The following is a 22,253-nucleotide window of genomic DNA, read 5'->3' as shown; positions in this document are numbered from 1 at the left end:
TAAAACTAATGGAAGAAGTAGACGAATACATTCCAACACCAGCAAGAGATGTAGACCATCCATTCCTAATGCCAGTAGAAGACATCTTCTCCATCACAGGAAGAGGAACAGTAGCAACAGGAAGAGTAGAAAGAGGAACAGTAAAAGTAGGCGACACAGTAGAAATCGTAGGACTAACAAACGAAAAGAGATCCGTAGTAGTAACCGGAGTAGAAATGTTCAAAAAACAACTAGACCAAGCAGAAGCCGGAGACAACATCGGAGCGCTACTAAGAGGAGTACAAAGAAACGAAATCGAAAGAGGACAAGTATTAGCAGCACCAAACTCAATACATCCCCACACAAAATTCGAAGCAGAAGTATACGTACTAACAAAGGAAGAAGGCGGAAGACACACACCATTCTTTAACGGCTACAGACCACAATTCTACTTCAGAACAACAGACGTAACAGGAGATATCCAATTACCAGAAGGAACAGAAATGGTAATGCCAGGAGATAATGCAACATTCACAGTAACCCTAATAACACCAATAGCAATGGATGAAGGATTAAGATTTGCAATACGTGAAGGCGGAAGAACAGTTGCATCAGGCGTTGTTTCTAAAATCTTAGAATAATAATTAAAAATTTTAGCGGTCATTTATGACCGCTATTTTTTGTTTCTATGTCAGATATTGGGGAGGCTCGTTAAGACAAGCATCCATCTTTTTAACAGAAGATAGACAAAAAAATTATTATCCTAAAAAGAGCTATCAAAAATTACATCCTTAAAACCCAATAAATTCATGTTATTATTACTTTGCACTTATATGCACCTCCAAACTTTATTTTTGGTTATTTTAAGTTTAGGACTAAATGCGTATAAGTGCAATTTTTCACATAAAAAAATCTGTTAGAGATCTACTCCCCAACAGATATTATAGAGCCATTTTAGAGCTGTTTATTTTTATAAAAAATTCCAATTGTACTGATAATAATAGGCAATACTTGACTAATTAGTATTTTTTAAGTATATTAAAAAAATGAAGTGAGGTGTACTATGAGAGAGTTTAAAAGGAACATTAAAAAACTTGTTATAAAAGTCGGTTCTTCTTCTATAACCCATGAGGACGGAGCGGCTAATTTAGAAAAGATAGATGATTTATGTTTTGAACTTGCAAATTTAAAAAATCATGGTATTGATGTGGTGTTAGTTTCTTCTGGAGCGATTGCTGTAGGTAGAAAAAAGTTAAATTTGAAAGAAAGGCCTAAAGAAACTTCTGTAAAGCAAGCAGCGGCAGCGGTAGGGCAGGTATCTTTGATTAATATTTATGATAGGACTCTTAATCACTATGGATATTCTACGGCTCAAATTTTACTTACAAGACAGATTGAAACAGATAGGACAATGTATGAAAATGCTGTAAATACTTTTGATAATTTGGCACATCTCCCTGCTATTCCCATAGTTAACGAAAATGACACTATATCGACTTTTGAAATTAAGTTTGGGGACAATGATACGCTTTCTGCTATAATTGCAAAGATTGTAAATGCGGATCTTTTGATTATGCTTTCAGATATTGATGGACTTTATACTGATGATCCAAGGACTAATAGTGGTGCTAAACTCATTAAAACTGTTGATAATATAGAAAGTGTTATAGATTTTGCTAAAGAAACTAATTCTGAACGTGGTGTTGGTGGAATGTCAACAAAAATTAATGCGGCAAGAATGTGTTTGGAGAAAAATATTGATGTTGTTATCGCTAATGCCAAGGATTTTAAGATAATTAGACAAATTATGAAGGGTGATGAAGTTGGAACTTACTTTACAAGATAAAATTTTACAAATTGGGAAAAATGCTAAAGTTTCATCTAGAGATTTGGCACGATTAAATGCTAAGGAAAAGAATGAGATTTTATTTCAAATAAAAAAGAATTTAATAAGTAATTGTGAGTATATATTGGAAGAAAATAAAAAAGACATGGCTCATGGTAGAGAAATAGGAATGAGCCAAGGTCTTTTAGATAGGCTTCTTCTCAATAGACAAAGAATTGAAAATATGGCAGATTCTTTAGACACAATAATTTCATTAAATGACCCTGTTGGCAAAACCTTGTCGGCTTTTATAAATTCTGATGGTTTAAATATTGCAAAAAGGACTGTGCCAATGGGGGTTATTGCAATTATATACGAAGCAAGACCTAATGTAACTTTAGATGCGGCTGCACTTTCACTAAAGGCAGGTTCTTCTATCATTTTGAGGGGTGGCAAGGAGGCAATAAATTCTAATATTGCTATTGCTTCATCTATAAGAGAAGCTATTAAAAGTTTATCTTATAATGAAAATATGGTACAAATAATTGAAGATACAAAGAGAGATTCTGCTTTATATTTGATGCAGCTTAAAGGTTATGTAGATTTGCTTGTGCCTAGGGGTTCTGCTTCTTTAATAAATTCAGTTGTGGAAAATGCAAAGGTTCCAACTCTACAAACAGGTGTGGGGAATTGTCATGTTTATGTAGATTCTTCTGCTAAAGTTGATATGGCGATAAAAATTATTGAAAATGCAAAAACTCAAAGAGTTGGAGTTTGTAATGCCATGGAGAGCCTTCTAGTTCATAAGGATGTTGATAAGAAATTTTTTGCAGAACTTCAAAAATTAATTGATAAATGTACTATAAAAGTTTATGCGGGAAAAAATTCCAAAGAGTATTTAAAAAATGTAGATGATGCCAAAGAAGATGATTATGGCAAGGAATATTTAGATATGGCTTTTTCTATGAAAATAGTAGATTCTTTAGATGAGGCTATTGATCATATTTATAAATATTCAACAGGACACAGTGAAGTTATAGTAACTGAAAGTTATGAAAATGCCATGGAATTTACTAAAAGAGTTGATTCAGCGGCTGTATATGTAAATGCCTCTTCAAGATTTACAGATGGTGGTGTATTCGGATTCGGTGCTGAGCTGGGTATATCAACTCAAAAACTTCATGCAAGAGGACCTGTTGGACTTGATGAACTTGTCAGCAGTAAATTTGTAATTTTAGGTAATGGTCAAGTGAGGGAGTAATGAAATATATTTCAACTAGGGGTAAGGATAAGCTTTCATCATCTTTTGAAGCTATAGTCAAAGGTATTGCTTCAGATGGTGGCTTATTTATGCCAGAAAAATTTAATAAAGTAAATTTAAGTCAAGATATCAAAGATAGGATGGATTATAGGGACTTTGCTGAAGTCATTATCTCAACTATTTTTGATGATATAGATAAAAAAATTCTTAGAGAAATTATTGATAAGGCTTACAGCAAAGAAAATTTTTCTGTGGATAATTCCTTAAAGGTAGAGGAGGTTAATTCTCTATATATAATGGAACTTTTCCATGGAAGGACAAGTGCCTTTAAAGATTTTGCCCTTTCAATTCTTCCTTATTTTATATTATTGGCTAAGGATAAAGATAAGAAAATAGGAATTTTAACTGCCACTTCCGGTGATACAGGAAAAGCTGCTCTTGAAGGTTTCAAGAATCTTAAGGATACTTTTATAATTGTTTTTTATCCTACTGATGGAGTTAGTCCTATACAAAAATATCAAATGCTTACACAAGAAGGCACAAACGTCTATGCCATTGGTATAAAAGGGAATTTTGACCAAGCTCAAAGTGCTCTGAAAGATGCCTTTAATGACAAAGAATTGAGAGATTTTTTGGAATCAAAAAATATTTTATTATCATCAGCAAATTCAATAAATATAGGTAGACTTGTTCCACAAATTGTGTATTATTTTTATGCTTACTATGATTTGGTAAAAAAATCCAAAATCAAAGATGGGGAAGAGATAAATGTGGCAGTGCCAACAGGTAATTTTGGTAATATTTTGGCTGCATATTTGGCTAAAGTTATGGGTCTAAATATAGGGAATTTTATTGTAGCATCTAATAAAAATAATGTTTTGACAGATTTCTTCAATAGCGGAATTTATAATGCAAATAGAGAATTTTATAAAACTAATTCTCCTTCCATGGATATTTTAATTTCTTCAAACTTAGAAAGATTATTATATCTAAAAGCTCCTGAAGAATTAAATTCCTACATGGAATCTTTAAAGAATAATGGAACTTATAAAATTTCTGATGAATGTAAGAAATCTCTTAAAGAATTTAAGGGATATTACGCTGAGGATGATGAGGCTTTACAAATAATTAAAAAATATTATAAAAATTTCAATTATCTTTGCGACACTCATACAGCAGTATGTATTAAGGCTGTAGAAGATTATCTCAAGGAAAATGATGATAATAGAAAAATTTTACTTGCTTCAACTGCTTCTTTTTATAAATTCCCAGCATCTATAGGAAAAGCTTTAAATATTAGTGGAAGTGATGATTTTAATATAATTGAAAAAATCAATAAAATAACAAATATTCCTATACCTGAGAATTTAAAAAATTTAGATAAGAAAGATATTCTACAAAATATTGTTATTGATAAAGAATATATTAAAAAAGAAATAATGAAAATTTTAGGTGATAATGATGAAAATTAGAGTCCCAGCTACCAGTGCAAATTTAGGAGCTGGTTATGATACAATGGGTATGAGTTTATCTTTATCAAATGAATTTATTTTTAGTCCCAGCCAAGAAGATTTTGATAATAGTAATTTGATTTATAAGTCTTTTAAGTATTTATTTGATAAAGAAAAAAAAGAGTGTCCAAAAGTAAAAATTGAAGTTTCTGAAAATGTTCCTATAGCAAGAGGTTTAGGATCATCTGCTACCTGTATTGTTGGCGGGCTAATGGGTGCTAATGTTCTTTTAGGAGATAAGTATTCAAAAAAGGAAATTTTAAGCTTTGCAACAGAAATTGAAGGTCATCCTGATAATGTTGCACCAGCTATATATGGGGGACTTGTAATTTCTACAAAAGTGGATGATGAAGTTTTATTTTATAAAGTGGAGCCGTCAGAAAACCTATCCTATATTGTTATTGTTCCTGATTATCCTTTGAAAACTGCACTTGCTAGATCTCTTGTAAAGACTGAAGTTAAACTTGAAGATGCAATTTATAATATTTCACACTCAAATTTAATTTCAAGAGCTATAGAAAAAGGCGACATTGATATGCTATGTAAGATATATGGAGATAGGCTACACGAACCTTATAGAAAAAAATTAATAGTGGATTTTGATAAATATAAAGAAATTGCTGACAGGAGAAATGCTGCTATTTTTATTTCTGGAGCAGGACCTACAATACTAATTATTTCTTCTAAGGATAATAAAGATATCTATAGAGATTTAAAAAATGTATGTCCGTCAACATATAAAATTTTAGAATTAGGTGCTGGAGAAGGCGTTAAGATAATTGGAAAAGATTTTTAAAAACAAGAATACTTCTGCCTTGATGGCTCTTTTCGCTATGTTTTTGTGGGGAAGTGCCATACCTATGATAAAAACAACTTACAAGGTCTTAGGAATAACGAGTAAAGATCCTGGCTCTATGATTTTAGTGGCAGGTTATAGATTTTTTCTAGCGGGTTTTTTTGTTATATTTTATAAATTTTTATTTGAAGAAAAATCTGACAGAAAAAAAGGCTTTTCTCTTATGTTTTATATAATTTCTACAGTTGTTCAAATAACTGTTGCATATATTTTTTATTATAACGGTTTGGCTTTGATTTCTGGTGTCCATTCCTCAATAATTCAATCAACTAATTTTCTTATGGTCTTGATTTTTGCTCATATATTGATTAGAGATGACAAATTCAATTTAAAAAAAGTTATATGTGTAATCTTAGGAATAATTGCTACCTTATTATCAAATGTTGGGGGAAAAGTTGATGGAGTTGTTTCCCTAAGAGGTGAAGTATTTATTATAATGTCGACAGCCCTAAATGCTTTGGGTACAGTTATTATGAAGAAATGGGGTTCAAAGGAAAATACCTATAATATTTCTATTTTCCAATTTATTTTTGGAGGTTTTTTATTAATTATTATGGGTTTATTTACTCATCAACATCCTCTAATCTTTAATTTTAAAGCTATTGTTTTATTAATTTATGGTTCTTTTATATCTTCCACAGCTTTTGTTATTTGGTATATGCTTTTGAGATATCAAAAAGCATCAAATGTAGGGGCATATAAGATGTTTATACCAATTTTTGGGGCATTTCTTTCGGTTATAATCTTAAAAGATAAATTTAATATCTATTTATTTGTAGCTTTATTTTTGACAAGTTTTGCTACAAATTTTTTACATTCAGATTTGATGGAAGGTAAGAATTAATATTTTTAGGGGGAAACATGGATTTAGATATAAATACACTATTAGAAATGAAAAATAAAGTTGAAAAAGATTTGGCCGACAGTGGTGAATTTTTTTATGAGGATAGACCTCCAAAGGATGAAATAAGAATAAAGGGTAAAAATGATTTTGTTACAGAAGTCGATGTGAAGGTTCAGGAATATTTAAAAGCTAAACTTTTAAATATTTTGCCCCATGCACAATTTATTGCTGAAGAAAAAAATAATGATGATATAGATATTAATAAATTAACTTGGATTTTAGACCCTTGCGATGGAACAACCAATTTAGTACACGGTTATAAACATTCTTCAATAAGCTTAGGTCTTGCCAAAGATGGGAAGATTTTACTTGGCATGATATATGATCCCCATACTAAAGAACTTTTTTGGGCAATAAAAGAATATGGTGCTTTTTTAGGTGAAAAATCTATAAGAGTTTCAAATATTAATAATTTAAAAGATGCTCTTTGTGCCATTGGAGCTGGTGGATTTAGAATAAACAGAACTGAAGAAACTTTTGATATGATAAAGGGGCTTTTTTTAAATAGTCAGGGCATAAGAAGAGTTGGATCGGCAGCACTTGAAATGTGTTATGTTGCTTCTGGAAGAACAGACGCATTTTTGGAAGAAGATTTAAATATTTGGGATTTTGCTGCAGGTTTACTGATTTTAAAAGAAGCGGGAGCCGTGATTAAAGATTTTCATGGTAATGACCTGATCCTAAAAAGAAAAAGTGGGGTAATTTGTGCCAACCCTTCATTATTGAGAGAATTGGAAATTTATTATTATTAGGTGAGAGATGTTAAAAAAATTAGAAAAAAATTTTGAAGAAATAATTTTGATGACTCTGTTAGTCCTTATGAGTATAGTTTTAGGTCTTCAAATAGTTGCTAGATATGTATTCAATAATTCTTTATCTTGGTCAGAAGAGTTGGTAAGATATTTATTCATATGGTCCACATTTTTGGGAATTCCCTATTCAATAAAAAAGGGGATTTCGATTAGAGTGGATTTTTTGTCTTATAGGATGTCTTACAAAAATCAAAAAAGATTAAAAATATTAAATTGCATCTTTATAATTATTTTATTTGTAATAATTTCTTTATTTTCTTTTGATGTTTTGAATAAATCAATTCTTTCGGCTCAAAAATCTCCTGCAATAGGCATACCGACATGGACTTTGCAGTTTTCTGTTTTTATTTCAAGTCTTTTGAGTATTTATAGAGCAGTAGAGAATTTATTTAAAATTAGGAGGGAAAAATGATAATAAGTCTTTTACTTTTAGCCTTTATAATTTTAGTTATTTTTGGCTTTCCCATTGCAATGGTTTTACTATTTTTAGCAGTTCTTCCCAACCTAATAAACCCATGGTTTCCTGCAGATCCACAATATATCATTAGGGCGATGATAAGTGGAGTAAATTCCTTTCCGTTAATGGCTGTTCCAATGTTTATCCTATCAGGTCATATAATGGCAAAGGGAAAAATTTCAGATAAAATTTTTAACTTTTTTTCTTATTTTATTGCCGAGAAAAAAGCTGGAATTCCAATAACTTGTGTTGTTACCTGTCTTTTTTATGGTGCAATATCAGGTTCAGGCCCTGCAACAGTAGCTGCAGTAGGTTCTATGACAATACCCCTTATGGAAAAAATAGGCTATGAAAAAAATTATGCAGCGGCATTAGTAGCGTGTGCAGGAGGTTTAGGTGTAATTATTCCACCTTCTATTCCTCTAATTTTTTATGGTCAATCATCAGGACTTTCAGTTTCTGATCTATTTATTGGAGGTATATTGCCTGGATTACTTCTTGGTTTTCTTTTGATAATTTATGCGTATTTTTATGATTTAAAAAAAGGTCAAGATAGGAAAAAACTAATAATTTATAGTCAAGAAATTAAAAACAGAGGTCTTAAAAATTTATTTAAGGATTCTTTTTTTTCACTTTTGTTACCTATAATTATACTTGGCTCAATTTATAGGGGAGTTGCATCTCCAACAGAAGCTGCGGTAATTTCTGTATTTTATTCCTTATTTATTTCTATGTTTATCTATAAGACTATAAATTTAAGAGATATGAAGGAGGTATTAATTTCTTCAGTTTCAAGTTATTGTAATGTTTTATTTATAATTGCAGCAGCGACGGGTTTTGCTAGAATCTTAACTTTCTTAAAAGCCACGGAAATTGTAGGAAATGTTATCGCAAGTTCTATAACATCAAAAGTTGCCCTTTTAATTTTCATAAATATATTTTTATTATTAGTGGGCATGGTTATGGATACGACACCGGCAATATTAATACTTACACCCCTGTTTTTACCCATTATAAAAACTTTTTCCATCGACCCTATTTATTTTGGGGTAATGATGGTTGTAAATTTAGCTATTGGATTTGTTACACCACCTTTAGGAGTAAATCTTTTTGTAGCATCCTCGCTTGCAGAAGTTTCTCTAGACCAGCTAATAAAAAGGGTTATACCTTTTATTGGAGTATTTTTATTTGGACTTTTACTTATTACGGCATTTCCTCAAATCTCTTTACTTTTTTTAGGTGATTGATATGAAAAAAATTATTATAAATTGTATTGTTTTAATGTTACTATTAAGCCAAACTTCATGTTTACAAACTGGCAATAGGAGAAAAAACCATAAAGTGGATGTCTATAACCTATATATAGCTTGTGATTCTCAAGAAGATACAGTAACAGGAATTTTTATGAATGAATTTGCCCGTATTTTGGAAGAAGATTCTAAGGGAAGGATAAAAATGAACACCTATCCAAATTCCCAACTAGGCTCTGATTCAGAACTTATTGAAGCAGTCCAAAACGGAAATATAAGTTTTTGTGTGGGAACAAGTGCCCCTCAAGTATCTTTTGTGCCTCAAGCTGCAATTTTTGATGCGCCAATGGCTTTTAAAAATCTTAAAATTGCAAGAAAAGTTCTCGATGGTCCTCTTTACGATAAGCTCAAAAGCTATTATAAGGACAAGAATTTGAGATTATTAGCTATAGCAGATCAGGGATTTAGATTGATGTCTTCAAATAAAAATATAAATAGCATTAAGGATTTTAAGGGTATAAAAATTAGGACCATGGAAAATAAAAATCATATAGCTTTTTGGAAAGCAATAGGTGCAAATCCCACACCTATGGCATGGCCTGAAGTTTATATTGGTCTTGAACAGGGCTTTATAGATGCACAAGAAAATCCACTTGAACTTATAGTAGCATCAAAAATTTACGAAAAACAAAAATATATTATAAATACGAATCATATACTACATTCTTTAATGCTTATAGGTTCAGAAAAAGTACTTAACGATTTACCCGAAGATTTGCAAAAAACAATAGACGAATCAGCTCAAAAAGCAAAACAAATAGCAAGGGCAAAAACAGATTTACGATATGAAGGTAGATTAAAAATAATCAAAGATTATGGTTGTATTAATAAAGATTTATCTCCACAACTTTATAAAGATATGAAAGAAGCATCAAAATCTATATGGCTTGATATGGAAAATCAAGTGGATAAAGATTTAATTAATTTATTTAAAAGTGAAATAGAAAGGTCTGAAAAAAATGAATATTAGTGGAAATACAAAACTTATAGGTCTTTTGGGTGATCCCATCAGTCACTCCCTTTCTCCCTTTATGCATAATCTAAGTTTTAATAAAGTAAAAAAGGATTATGTATATTTATGTTTACCAACAGGTAAGAAAGACTTAGGAAAAGTTTTAGAAACTCTTAAAATTGTCGGTGCAAAAGGGGCAAATATAACCTACCCCAACAAAATAGAAATAGTAAAATATTTAGATGAAGCCTCTGATGAGGTACAAATAATTGGATCTTGCAATACAATATTAATTGACGAAAATAAAAAAATAAAGGGATATAATACAGATGGGCGTGGATTTGTAAAATCATTAAAAAATAACTCAATTGATATAAAAGGGAAAACTTTTGGAATAATGGGCCTTGGAGGAGCAGGCTCTGCTATAGCAACTTGTTTAGGTTTAGAGGGATTAAAAAGGCTTTATGTTAAGGAAATAGATTTTTATAAGGCAAAAAATGTAAAAAAAAGATTAGAAGAAAAAATAAAAGGATTTGAAATAATTTTAACAAAAGATCAACAAGACTTCGCCAAAAATTTAGACAAAATGAGCCTAGTAATAAATGCAACGCCTATAGGCATGGGAAGGTCAAAAGATGATAGCCCAATGGATCCGGAATATTTGAGAGGTTTTCCTGTAATTATCTATGACATAATATATTCACCATTAGAAACAACCCTACTTAGAAAAGCAAAATCCTATGGGTTAAAGGTTTTCAATGGGATTGACATGATGATAAATCAAGGTGCTATTTCTTTTAATATCTGGACTGGTGAGGAAATGGATACCAAACTGATTAAAGAACGAATAGTAAAATTATTAAAATGACAAGAAATCAAATAAGCTCTGTAAGTTGAGCTTATTTTTTATGGAGATTTTATTTATTTTTTTAAAAAAATTACAGATTATTAGGCAAATATCAAATTTAACAAGGTAATTTTAGCAACTTAGTTTGGCAAAAAGAATAATATGTAAATAAAAAATTATATAATCATAGGGGGAAATTTAACTCATAGTAAATTTAATAATAAATAAATTAAAAAAATGCAAAAAAATTTACTTTGTTATATCTTTAACATAAAAAATTGACTTGAAATAATTTAAAATAAGTTATAGAATATTAAACAAGAAGTGAAGTAATAAAAATTTACTTCTGAAAAATTTTATAGGTAGAAAGGAGCTACAATATTAATGATTAAATATTCAGTTGTAGGAGCAGCTGCTTATGCTTGCGGCGAATTCCTAAGATTAATGGTAAATTATCCAGATGCTGAACTTCAAATGGTTGCAGATGGATTCGCAAAAGGTGACTTAATTCAAAACGTTCACCCACAATTACAAGGATTCCATGACATGGAAATCTTGGATACTTCTGATGAATCTCTTCGTAAACTTATTGAAGCTAGTGATGTAGTTTTAGCAGCAGTTGATGCAGGTACTACTTGTGAACTTGCTGATAAGGTTCTCAAAGGTGGAAAGAAATTTATAGACTTTGGTGCAGATTTACGTTTCCGTGATCCAGCAGTTTATGAAAAATGGTACAAAATTAAACATACATATCCTGAAATGACAAGGAACTGTGTATATTGTATCCCAGAAATGAATAGAAAAGATGCAAAGGGTCAAAATCTTATTTCTAACCCAGGATGTTATCCAACAGCTTCAACTCTTGGATTAATGCCAATTCTTAAGGAAGGATTTGTAGTTGAAAATACTATCATTATTGATGCTAAGAGCGGATACACTGGAGCTGGTAGAAGACCAATGTTAAACAAAATGATTACAGAATCTGAAAACAGTTTCAGAGCTTATTCATTAGGTGGTGGACACCGTCACACTCCAGAAATCGAACAAAACATCGAGTACATTACTGGTAAACATCAAATGATTAATTTCCAACCACACTTGTCTCCACAAATTCGTGGTATTGAAGCAACTATTTATGCAACTTCAAATCATGACATTTCAAATGAAGACCTTTATGAATTATATCAAAAACATTATAAAGATGAACCATTTGTTCATGTTTATCCTGCTTCAAAACCAGTTGAAACAAAATGGACAGCTGGAACTAACTTCTGTTGTATAAGCCCATCTTATGATGCAAGAACTAAGAGATTCATAATTTCTTCTGTTATTGATAATATAGGCAAGGGAGCAGCAGGACAAGCTATCCAAAATATGAATATCATTTTTGGAAAACCTGAAACTACAGGACTATTACGTCCACCAATGTATCCATAATTAATAATTTATTATTAATATATTTATATAACCTATCGAAAGGAGAAATATATGGATTACAAAAAAATTGAAGGTGGAGGAATAACTTCACCTAAAGGATTTTTAGCGGGTGCCACTTATTGTGGATTCAAAAGCAAAAATCCTGAAAAGCCTGATTTAGCAGTTATCTATTCTGAAAAAGAAGCAACTTGTGCGGCTGTATTTACAACTAATGTTTTCTGCGCAGCTCCAGTAATTCTTGATAGAGAAATCTTAAAGAAGGGAAAAGCTAGAGCAGTTGTTATCAATTCAGGTATTGCTAATGCAGCTACTGGTCAAAAAGGTATTGATAATGCAAAAGCTGTTGAAAAGAAAGCTGAAGAACTTTTAGGACTAGGCGAAGATCAAGTATTTGTTTCTTCAACAGGTGTTATTGGTCAACAATTACCAGTAGAAAAAGCTCTTAAAGGTCTTGAAAAGATTGTACCAACTCTAAGTAGAGAACAAGGTACTGATGCAGCTTATGCAATCATGACTACAGATACAGTTAAAAAAGAATCTGCCATGGAAGTAGAATTTTCTGGTGGTAAAGTTACTATCGGAGCTATGGCAAAAGGTAGTGGTATGATTCATCCAAACATGGCAACAATGCTAGTTTATATAACTACTGATGCTAAGATTGAACAAGCTGAACTTCAAAAGTATTTATCAGCAAGCGTAGACGATACTTTCAATATGCTTTCTGTTGATGGAGATACTTCTACTAATGACTCTTTATTCTTAATAGCTAATGGAGCTAGTGGAGTAGAAATAAAAACTAAAGAAGATAAAGAAAAATTTGCAAAACTTATAAAAGAAATTTGCTTAGATATTACTTTAAGAATAGCTAGAGATGGCGAAGGTGCTACTCATATGATAGTTTCACATGCTAACAACCTTCCAACTGATAAAGATGCAAGACTTGTTGCTAAGTCAATAGTATGTTCATCTCTTGTAAAAACTGCTATTTATGGTAAAGATGCCAACTGGGGACGTATTATGGCTGCAGCTGGTTATTCTGGAGCAAAATTTGATGTATCAAAGGCAGATTGCTTCCTAGAAAGTAAAGCTGGTAAAATCGCAGTTATGGAAGGCGGATTCGGTACTGACTTTGACGAAGATAAGGCTAAAGAAATTTTATCTGAAGAAGAAATTTACATTACTGTTGATTTACATGACGGAGATGCTTGCGCAACAGCTTACGGATGCGACTTGACATATGATTATGTAAAAATCAATGGGGATTATCGTTCTTAATAAGGAGGATAATTTGATAAATATAGAAGAAAAAGTTAATGCTTTAATTGAAGCTATGCCCTTTATAAACCAATATAAAGGAAAAACTGTAGTAGTTAAATTTGGCGGAAATGCCATGATTAACGAAGAAGTTAAAAATGCAGTTATCGAAGATGCTGTACTTTTACAAGCACTTGGTGTTAATGTTGTTCTTTCCCATGGTGGCGGACCAGCTATCAATAGAATGCTTGAAAGACTAAACATTGAAAGCGAGTTTGTAAACGGTTTGAGAGTAACCACTAAAGAAATTATTGAAGTTGTTGAGATGGTTCTTTCAGGTTCTGTAAGTGCAGATTTGGTTAAAAAGGTAAGTGCTTTAGGTGGTAAGGCTGTAAGCTTATCAGGTTCTGATGGAAGAATTTATTTCTGCAAGAAAAATCAATCAGACTATGATTATGGTTATGTAGGAGAAGTTGTTTCAGTGAATGCTGAACCTATAGATGCTCTTATTAAAGCAGGATATATTCCAATCATTTCTCCAATAGGTGCAGATGATAAAGGAAATTCCTACAATATTAATGGAGATACTGCAGCTGGAGCTTTGGCATCAGCTTTAAAGGCAGAAAAGTTGATTTTATTAACTGATATTGAAGGACTTTGCAATGATATTAAAGTCAAAGATGTCATCAGTTATTTAAATATTAAAGATGTTACTAAACTTAAGGAAATTGGAACTATAGCTGGAGGAATGATTCCAAAGGTTGATAGTTGTGTTGAAGCTATCAATAATGGTGTAAACCAAGTCCATATTATGGATGGTAGAAAACCACACAGTATCTTATATGAAGCTTTCGTTGCAGAAGGCGGACATGGAACTGTTGTTGGTGAAGCTAAAGATAGCGTTGGAATTAAGTGGTAATTAAAGGAGGTAATACCAATGAATAAAAAATTTACAAATAATAAGGACATAGTTGCTGCTGGTAAAAAGTACACTATGGATACTTATGGTCAATATGAAGTTGGCATGGTAAAAGGTGAAGGTTCTTACCTTTGGGATGCTGATGGAAAGAAATATATTGACTTATTACAAGGTGTTGCAGTTAATGCATTAGGACATTGCTATCCAGATGTAGTTAAAGCTACTCAAGAACAAGCAGCTACACTAACTCAATGTGCAAACTATTTCTACATTGAACCAGGTGTTAGACTAGCAAAAATTATTATTGAAAATTCTTGCATGGATAAAGTTTTCTTCAGTAACTCAGGTGCTGAATCAAATGAAGGAGCAATGAAACTTGCTCGTAAATATCAAAAAATGCAAGGACATCCAGAAAGATATGAAGTTATAAGCTTCAAACAATCTTTCCATGGAAGAACTTTAGCTACATTAACAGCTACTGGACAAGATAAATCTCACTTAGGTTTTGAACCACTTCCAGCAGGATTTAGATATGCTCTTCTAAATGACATGGAATCTGTTAAGCAAGAATATAATGCAAACACAGCTGCAGTAATCATCGAACCTGTACAAGGTGAAGGTGGAGTTATTCCATGTACTGAAGAATTCTTAAAAGAACTTCGTGCATTCTGTACTGAAAAAGATATTGTTTTAATCTTTGATGAAGTTCAAGTTGGATGCGGAAGAACTGGATATCTATTTGCTCACCAAGGATATGGCGTTGAACCAGACGTTATGACACTTGCAAAAGCTTTAGGTAATGGTATTCCAATTGGTGCATTCTGTGCTAGAGGAAAATTCGCAGATGTATTAAAACCAGGTAACCACGGAACTACTTACGGTGGTAACCCAATAGCTACAGCTACTGCAGCAGCAGCTTTAACAGCTATTATTGAAAACAAACTTCCTGAAAGAGCTCAAGAAATGGGTGCTTACCTTCAAGAAAGATTAAATGAAATGAAGAAAAAACATCCAGTTATTAAGGAAGTTAGAGGTAGAGGTTTAATAGTTGGTGCAGTTCTTGATGTGGAAGATGCTCACGTAGTAACAAATCCATGTTTTGAAAAAGGTCTTATCCTTAACTGTACAGCAGGAAATGTATTAAGATTTGTTCCAGCTTTAAATATACCAAAAGAAACATTAGACGATGCACTAGAAATTCTTGAACAAGTGCTAACTGAAATTGGTAAATAATTAATTTAATTAGATTTTGCTTGGCAGATTTGCTGCCAAGCAAAACAAAAATAAATCTTAGGATTTAAATTTTTTTAAATAACTTAAGAAAACGATTTATTAAAAGGCGGTTTTTATATTATGGAAAATAACAAAAAACAACAAGAGATAAAAGAAGGCAGAATGCCTCATCTTTGGGAAGCATTATTATCATTAGCTATCTTAATTGGCGTATTAGCAGTAGGTATTATAGTTTATCATGTTGACCCACACGTTCCAATGTTTGTTGGTGCTTGCGCAGCAGCATTAATGGCATTAAAACTTGGATATAAGTGGGATAGAATTGAAAAAATGATGATGGACGGTATTTATAAAGCCCTTCAATCAGTAATTATTTTGATTATCATAGGTATATTAGTTGGTATTTGGGTAGATGCAGGTGTTGTACCAGCAATGATTTATTATGGATTAAAGATTATTCACCCAAGTATCTTCTTAATAGCTGCATTAATTATTTGTTCAATTACATCCCTAGCAACAGGTACTTCTTGGGGAACAGTTGGTACAATGGGTATCGCTCTTATGGGTATTTCATTAGGACTTGGAATTAACCCAGCAGCAACAGCAGGTGCTTGTCTTTCAGGAGCATACTTTGGCGATAAAATGTCTCCATTATCAGACACAACAAACTTAGCACCAGCTATGGCAGGTACTGACGTTATAACTCACGTTAAGTTCATGATTTTACCAACAGTTGTTGCGTATACACTATCAATTATATTTTTCGGAGCATTAGGATTCCATTATTATCAAGGTGGTGGAGCTGACTTAAGTTCAGTTGCTGAAATTTCAAATGCTCTTAAAGCTTCATTTACAATCAACCCATTCCTATTAATTCCACCTGTCGTAGTTATTGTTTGTGTAGCTATGAAAATGCCAGCTATTCCTGGTATAGCTATAGGAGCTTTTGTTGGTGCAGTAATGGGTGCTTTATTTGGAAATTCAAATTTAGGTACAATACTTGACTGTGGTATGAACGGATTTGTTTCTGAAACAGGACTTGAATCAGTAGATAATCTACTTTCAACTGGTGGTCTAATGAACATGATGAATTCAGTTTCCATGACTTTAATAGCTATGATGTTCGGTGGTATCATGGAAGATACAAAACAACTTCAAGTTATTGTTAATAAGTTAAAACCACTTGCTAACACACCAGCAAAACTTGTTATTCTTACAGAAGTAACTTGTTTCGCATCTAATGCTACAATGCCAGAACAATACATTTCAATCGTAGTTCCTGGTCGTATGTATGCAGAAGAATATCACAACATGGGTCTACATCCAAAAACTTTATCAAATGCTCTTGAAGGTGCAGGTACAGTTTCAGGTGCAATGATTCCATGGAACACTTGTGGTGTTTATATGTCAACAACATTAAAGATGAGTGTAGGACAATACTTACCTTACCTATTCTTCAACTACACTATGCCTATAGTAGTTGCTATTATGGCACTTGCAGGTTTAACATGTGCTGATATGGAAGGTAATAGATTAAATGCTAAACAAGCAAATTCTAAGGTAGTAACATGGCCAACAAAACCAATAGACGGAACAGTTCGTATTTAACTTATCCTTATATTGTTTGCAATTTAAATAAACTTAGAGATAATTTGGCAGCGCTTACTAAGCGTTGCCAAATTTATAATGTATCAATAGTTGGAGTTATAAAAGGCTTTAACGGCATTGCTGAAATTGCTAAAGTTTATGATGGAAAGGTTGATTTTATTGCTTCGTCAAGATTAGAACAGCTAAACGTGATCAAAGAATTAAATTTGCAAACACCTCTGATGTGCATAAGAATTTCTATGCCTTCTGAAGTAGATGAACTTGTGAGAATTTGCCAAATTTCTTTGCAGTCAGACCCTAGTGTAATTAAATTAATAAATGAAGCTGCAAAAAAACAAGGACTTATTCATAAAATTGTTTTAATGGCAGATATAGGGGATCTGAGAGAAGGCTTCTGGAATAAAGATCATCTATTTGAAGAAGCTTTAAAAATTGAAAATGAATACGATAATTTATATTTAGCAGGAGTAGGAACTAATTTAGGATGTTATGGCTCTATTGTTGCAACTCCGGAAAAACTTCAAGAACTTGTAGATATTAAAGATGAAATTGAAAAAAGAATTAATAGAAAAATTGATATAGTTTCTGGCGGAGGTTCTTCTTCATTATTAACCTTGTTAGATAAAAAAATCCCTGAAGGTATTAATGAATTAAGGCTGGGTGAGTCAGTGTTAATGGGTCTTGGTACTTGGGGACTTGACCTTGACTATTTGCATGATGATGTTTTTGAATTATGGACTCAAGTAGTAGAGGTGGAAACAAAGCCTTCTTTTCCTGTAGGTCAAAGAGGTGTAGATGCCTTTGGAAATGTTGTTGAATATGAAGATATAGGTATTCATACAAGGGCAATTGTTTCTATTGGTAAACTAGATTATGGTAATGACCCCTTCGCTCTTAAAGCATTCGATAAGAATATTAAGGTACTTGGAGCATCATCTGACCATACAATTTTAGATGTTACTAATGCAAAAGAGCCAACAAAAGTTGGAGATATAATAAAGTTTAAAATTTCATATTCAAACTTGATATATCTTACTAACACAAATACAGTAAGATTAATAGTTAGAGATTAAAAAAAGGACTTCAATGCAGAAGTCCTTTTAAAATTAAATTAATATTATTCACTTGCAAAATTGTCGAAATAACCTTGGATTAAAATAACTGGAGTTCCCTTATCACCACTACCACTGGTCAAGTCGCATAGTGAACCAAGAAGGTCTGTAATTCTTCTTGGAGTGGTTCCTAGTGTTTCATTAGTTCCAACTAAATTTGCATTTTTGTGAGAAATCTTATCTTTCATAGCTTTAGTAGCTTCTTCGGTATTCATATCTTTAAGGTCTGTGTCAGCAATATATTTTATTTTTAATTCATTTGGTTGACCAACAAGTCCTTTTGTATGAGCAGGAGAAACAACTGGGTCAGCAAGTTCCCAAATTTTTCCAACTGGGTCTTTGAAAGCACCATCTCCGTAAATCATAACTTCTATTTCTTTTCCATATAAGTCTTTTAGTGATTTTTGTAAATTATCTACAAAATCTTGACCATTTCTAGGGAATAACTTTAGTCTTGAGTCTGATGCATAGTTTGAACCAAGTAGACCAAATTGTTCGTTAAAGCCACTACCATCAATACTTTCAGTCATGATATCATCAAGAGCAAGACAAACTTTAGCACCTGCATCCTTCAAAATTCTTTTAATATTAAAACGTGTGTGAGTGGAGCAAATTAATGCTTCGTCAGTATATTTTAAAATTGTGACAGGGTTATTAGAAAAATGAATTTCGCAGTCATTATCCTTGCATATATCCTTATATAAACTTACATAGTCAATACCTGTAAATTGATGTTTAACTACAGGTCCAAAAATTCTTCTGTAGTCTTTTTCTTCTAATACATCTGAATAGGGATTAATCTTTTTGTCGATTAAAAGATCAGGACTCATAAGAGCATTACCAACTTCGTCTGAAGGGTAAGAGAAAAGAATATGAATTTTCTTTCCAGTCTTTGCAATAGCTCTTAAAATAGTTGAAAATCTGTTACGACTTAGAATAGGAAAAACAATACCTATTTCTTTATCAAATTTAGCATTCAAATCTTTAGCTATTTGGTCAACATTAACATAATTATTTTGAGCTCTAGCTACTAAAGATTCTGTAACAGCAACAACATCCCTATCACGGATTTGAATATTTTCAGCATCAGTTGCGAGTTTTAATGAATCTCTAACTATAGAAACCAATTCGTCACCACTTTTTACAATAGGTGTACGAATACCACGAACAACTGTACCAACATATCTTGTCATATACTAACCTCCCAAGGTTTAAAAAAATTATCTTTTTACTTGAAGATTATACTCCATCTTTTTTTAAAAGTAAAACAAAAATTTAAATATTTTTTAAATTTTTATAAAATTCTTTGCAAAAAGATTAGAATATAGTATAAATCATAATTTCAATAATAAAATTATAATCTATATCCATTCTAAATTACCCTTATTAGATTTTTTTAATCAAATTTTGAATATCTGATTTGTTACTAAGTGATTTGGCAATCTTAAAATTGACTTAAATTATTAGTAATAAAAATTAAATTAGAGAAAAGTATCAATTAAGACTTGAAAATCTGATAAAAAATAAAAAAACACTTGAAGATAAAATCAACAAGTGTTTGGTCAGTATTTTTAGAAAATAACATAAACTAAAAATACAAATAAAATGGTGCACCTTCAGGGACTCGAACCCTGGGCCCACTGATTAAGAGTCAGTTGCTCTACCATCTGAGCTAAAGGTGCACAAGTAAAAAATAATTTATTTTTCATTTAGCGACAAGGTATATTATAAAGGATTTTTTATATTTTTGTCAAGTTTTTTTTACAAAAAAAGTAATTTATTCATGAAATTATATCTAATTTTATGGGAGTTTTTAGAATTTTTCTTAATGTATTATAAAGTATTGATTAGATTAACAAATTGCAATATTTAATCTTATAGAAATTACCTATTGACTAAAGTTTTTTTAATCCGTAAAATGTAATGTTATAGGGGGAGATAGGATGAAAATAATAGTTTCTAAATTTGGCGGCTCATCATTAGGAGATTCCAATACATTTAAAAAAGTTTTTCAGATAGTAAAAGCTGATGAAAATAGAAAATTTATTGTTGCATCGGCGCCTGGAAAGGCAAATGCATCAGATAGTAAAATTACAGACCTTCTTTACTTATCCTATGATTTAGCAAGTAATAAGATTAATTATAGTGAGATTTTAGATTCAATTAATATGAAATATAGAGAAATTGTAAATAATCTTGATATTACTTTTGATATAGATTCAGCTTTGAGTAATTTGGATAAAGACTTGAGAGAAGGAAAATCTCGTGAATATATAGCCAGTCGTGGTGAATTTATTAATGCACAAATATTAGCTAACTTTTTGGGATATGAGTTTGTTGATGCAAAAAATTTAATCTTATTTGATGATAAGGGATTTTTTCTTGAAGAAAAATCTTATGATGAAATTTATAAATTAAGAGAAAGCGGAAAATCTTATGTAATTCCTGGTTTTTATGGCAGTGATAATGATGGTAATATCAGAACTTTTTCTAGAGGCGGAGGAGATTTGACAGGCTCAATTATTGCCGCAGGTTTAAAGAGCGATTTATACGAAAATTGGACTGATGTTTCAGGTTTTATGACTTGCGATCCAAAAATCGTTAAAAACCCAAGACATATTGATGTCTTAACATATAGGGAATTGAGGGAGCTTTCTTATGCTGGTGCAAGTATTCTTCATGAAGAAGCAATACTTCCAGTTTCTAAGGCTGGAATTCCTGTTATAATAAAGAATACCTTTAAACCAGATGATAAGGGAACTATGATAGTTCCAGATGAAAAAGCTAGCCTTGATAAGAACACAAGTGGCGTTACAGGAATTGCAGGCAGAAAAAATTTTACAGTAATAAATATTGAAAAAACAAAGATGAATAACGAAAAAGGCTTCCATAGGAAATTAATGTCAGTTATGGAGGTTAATAATGTTATTATCGAGCATATGCCTTCAAGTATTGATTCAGTATCATTAATAATTTCTGATAAATATTTAACAGGCGGAATAGATTCAATCATATCTGAAATCAAAACATTTTTAAGACCTGATAAAGTTAAAGTTACAAAGGGAATTGCTTTGATTTCTGTTGTTGGTAGGGGAATGATTAAGCATATAGGCGTTTCAGCAAAACTATTCAATGCCTTAGCCAAGGAAAATATTAATATACAAATGATAATCCAAGGTTCGTCAGAAATGAATATAATTGTGGGTATAGATGAAAAAGATTTTGAAAATGCCATAAAATCAATTTATCATGCCTTTCTAGACTAGGAGAAATATTATGAAAAAGATAATTGGATTAGCTTTATCCCTTATTTTATTGAGTGCATGTGCCAAAAATGTGACAAATACTAATACCAACAAAAATATAAATAATACAAATAATAAGATGGATGCTAGCCAAGATAAGGAATTAAAAAACAATAACAATAGAAATAATAAGACGGATAATATAAATAATGAATCTGTAAGTGATAAAAATTTAACTAAAGATGTAAATGTAAATTTAACTAAGGAAGATGCTTTTAAAAAGTTTAATGACTTGCATCCAAACACAAATATTAATGAATTTTCATTTTCTAAAGATTTATATAAAAAATTAGCTAAATATGAAATTGAAGCTTATGATCAAGAAAGAGAATACGAAGTAGAAATTAATGCTACGGACAGTTCAATAATAAGAGATAAATCAAAAAAGGAAAAGACATCTTCAACTGCTATAATACTTGCAGATATGCTTGGTGGAATTGATGATTTGGTTAATAAATCTATTGCTAAAGCAGGTCAAGATTATTTATTGAAAGATTATTCCTTATATTTTGATGATGGAATAAGTAAATTTGATGTTGAACTGGAAAATTCTCAAGGTAAGGAAGCTGAATTCACTTATAATTTAGAAAGTGGAGAACTTTTAGAAAAAGATCTATCTGAGTAGAATTTTAATTAAGACCTTCGTGTGTGGAGGGTCTTTTTTTCTATTA

At 31.4% G+C, this 22,253-nt stretch carries 20 protein-coding genes and 1 tRNA gene; 19 read left to right on the top strand and 2 right to left on the bottom strand.

What is annotated here, in order from left to right:
• The 17 genes from F594_RS0102850 to F594_RS0102770 all read left to right on the top strand — a co-directional run.
• Window positions 1–620: EF-Tu C-terminal domain-related protein (locus F594_RS0102850; RefSeq protein ID WP_026302292.1), on the top strand; the 620-nt coding region annotated here is incomplete at its 5' end.
• Window positions 621–1,042: 422 nt separating this feature from the next.
• Window positions 1,043–1,825 (top strand): glutamate 5-kinase, encoded by a 783-nt coding sequence (gene proB, locus F594_RS0102845; protein WP_019034477.1) that lies wholly within the window; start codon window positions 1,043–1,045, stop codon window positions 1,823–1,825.
• Window positions 1,803–3,065 carry a glutamate-5-semialdehyde dehydrogenase gene (locus tag F594_RS0102840; protein ID WP_019034476.1) on the top strand — a complete coding sequence of 421 codons (1,263 nt, stop codon included), beginning with the start codon at window positions 1,803–1,805 and terminating at the stop codon, window positions 3,063–3,065. Before proB ends, F594_RS0102840 begins: the two co-directional genes overlap by 23 nt.
• Complete coding sequence (thrC, locus tag F594_RS0102835; RefSeq protein WP_019034475.1) at window positions 3,065–4,537, top strand: threonine synthase; 1,473 nt, start codon at window positions 3,065–3,067, stop codon at window positions 4,535–4,537. Before F594_RS0102840 ends, thrC begins: the two co-directional genes overlap by 1 nt.
• Window positions 4,527–5,372: a homoserine kinase gene (gene thrB / locus F594_RS0102830; RefSeq protein WP_019034474.1), complete on the top strand. Its 846-nt coding sequence runs from the start codon at window positions 4,527–4,529 to the stop codon at window positions 5,370–5,372. The genes thrC and thrB overlap by 11 nt, the downstream gene beginning before the upstream one ends.
• Window positions 5,356–6,276, top strand: a complete 921-nt coding sequence (locus F594_RS0102825) for a DMT family transporter (protein ID WP_019034473.1) — start codon at window positions 5,356–5,358, stop codon at window positions 6,274–6,276. The genes thrB and F594_RS0102825 overlap by 17 nt, the downstream gene beginning before the upstream one ends.
• 17 nt (window positions 6,277–6,293) lie before the next feature.
• On the top strand, window positions 6,294–7,088 hold the full coding sequence (locus tag F594_RS0102820) for an inositol monophosphatase family protein (RefSeq protein WP_019034472.1): 795 nt from the start codon (window positions 6,294–6,296) through the stop codon (window positions 7,086–7,088).
• 7 nt (window positions 7,089–7,095) lie between these two features.
• Window positions 7,096–7,560 carry a TRAP transporter small permease gene (locus F594_RS0102815; protein ID WP_019034471.1) on the top strand — a complete coding sequence of 155 codons (465 nt, stop codon included), beginning with the start codon at window positions 7,096–7,098 and terminating at the stop codon, window positions 7,558–7,560.
• A complete protein-coding gene (locus F594_RS0102810) occupies window positions 7,557–8,852 on the top strand; it encodes a TRAP transporter large permease (RefSeq protein ID WP_019034470.1) in 1,296 nt (431 codons plus the stop codon). Before F594_RS0102815 ends, F594_RS0102810 begins: the two co-directional genes overlap by 4 nt.
• Before the next feature lies 1 nt (window position 8,853).
• A complete protein-coding gene (locus tag F594_RS0102805) occupies window positions 8,854–9,885 on the top strand; it encodes a TRAP transporter substrate-binding protein (RefSeq protein WP_019034469.1) in 1,032 nt (343 codons plus the stop codon).
• Complete coding sequence (gene aroE, locus F594_RS0102800; RefSeq protein ID WP_019034468.1) at window positions 9,875–10,735, top strand: shikimate dehydrogenase; 861 nt, start codon at window positions 9,875–9,877, stop codon at window positions 10,733–10,735. The genes F594_RS0102805 and aroE overlap by 11 nt, the downstream gene beginning before the upstream one ends.
• Window positions 10,736–11,098: 363 nt before the next feature.
• Window positions 11,099–12,151, top strand: a complete 1,053-nt coding sequence (argC, locus tag F594_RS0102795) for an N-acetyl-gamma-glutamyl-phosphate reductase (protein ID WP_019034467.1) — start codon at window positions 11,099–11,101, stop codon at window positions 12,149–12,151.
• A 51-nt stretch (window positions 12,152–12,202) separates the two neighbouring features.
• A complete protein-coding gene (gene argJ, locus F594_RS0102790; protein WP_009346262.1) occupies window positions 12,203–13,426 on the top strand; it encodes a bifunctional glutamate N-acetyltransferase/amino-acid acetyltransferase ArgJ in 1,224 nt (407 codons plus the stop codon).
• A gap of 13 nt (window positions 13,427–13,439) precedes the next feature.
• Window positions 13,440–14,324 (top strand): acetylglutamate kinase, encoded by an 885-nt coding sequence (gene argB, locus F594_RS0102785; RefSeq protein WP_019034466.1) that lies wholly within the window; start codon window positions 13,440–13,442, stop codon window positions 14,322–14,324.
• A gap of 18 nt (window positions 14,325–14,342) precedes the next feature.
• Window positions 14,343–15,557, top strand: coding sequence for an aspartate aminotransferase family protein (locus tag F594_RS0102780; protein WP_019034465.1), 1,215 nt, complete (start codon window positions 14,343–14,345; stop codon window positions 15,555–15,557).
• A gap of 120 nt (window positions 15,558–15,677) precedes the next feature.
• Entirely contained in the window at window positions 15,678–17,165 is a 1,488-nt protein-coding gene (gene nhaC / locus F594_RS0102775) for a Na+/H+ antiporter NhaC (RefSeq protein ID WP_019034464.1), read from the top strand.
• Complete coding sequence (locus tag F594_RS0102770; protein WP_009346271.1) at window positions 17,126–18,238, top strand: alanine racemase; 1,113 nt, start codon at window positions 17,126–17,128, stop codon at window positions 18,236–18,238. Before nhaC ends, F594_RS0102770 begins: the two co-directional genes overlap by 40 nt.
• 44 nt (window positions 18,239–18,282) lie before the next feature.
• On the opposite strand, the gene F594_RS0102765 is transcribed toward F594_RS0102770, so the two are convergent.
• Window positions 18,283–19,470 carry a coenzyme F420-0:L-glutamate ligase gene (locus tag F594_RS0102765; RefSeq protein WP_009346247.1) on the bottom strand — a complete coding sequence of 396 codons (1,188 nt, stop codon included), beginning with the start codon at window positions 19,468–19,470 and terminating at the stop codon, window positions 18,283–18,285.
• Window positions 19,471–19,883: 413 nt separating this feature from the next.
• A tRNA-Lys gene (locus tag F594_RS0102760) sits at window positions 19,884–19,959 on the bottom strand.
• A 261-nt stretch (window positions 19,960–20,220) separates the two neighbouring features.
• Here F594_RS0102760 and F594_RS0102755 point away from each other — a divergent pair.
• A complete protein-coding gene (locus F594_RS0102755) occupies window positions 20,221–21,543 on the top strand; it encodes an aspartate kinase (RefSeq protein WP_019034462.1) in 1,323 nt (440 codons plus the stop codon).
• A 10-nt stretch (window positions 21,544–21,553) separates the two neighbouring features.
• The gene (locus F594_RS0102750; protein WP_019034461.1) at window positions 21,554–22,207 is read left to right on the top strand and encodes a PepSY domain-containing protein; all 654 of its coding nucleotides are present in this window, start codon (window positions 21,554–21,556) and stop codon (window positions 22,205–22,207) included.
• The last annotated feature ends 46 nt before the right edge of the window (window positions 22,208–22,253 follow it).

Source organism: Peptoniphilus lacrimalis DSM 7455 (genome assembly GCF_000378725.1).
GTDB lineage: Bacteria > Bacillota > Clostridia > Tissierellales > Peptoniphilaceae > Peptoniphilus_A > Peptoniphilus_A lacrimalis.
This window is presented reverse-complemented; position numbering and strand designations above follow the sequence as displayed.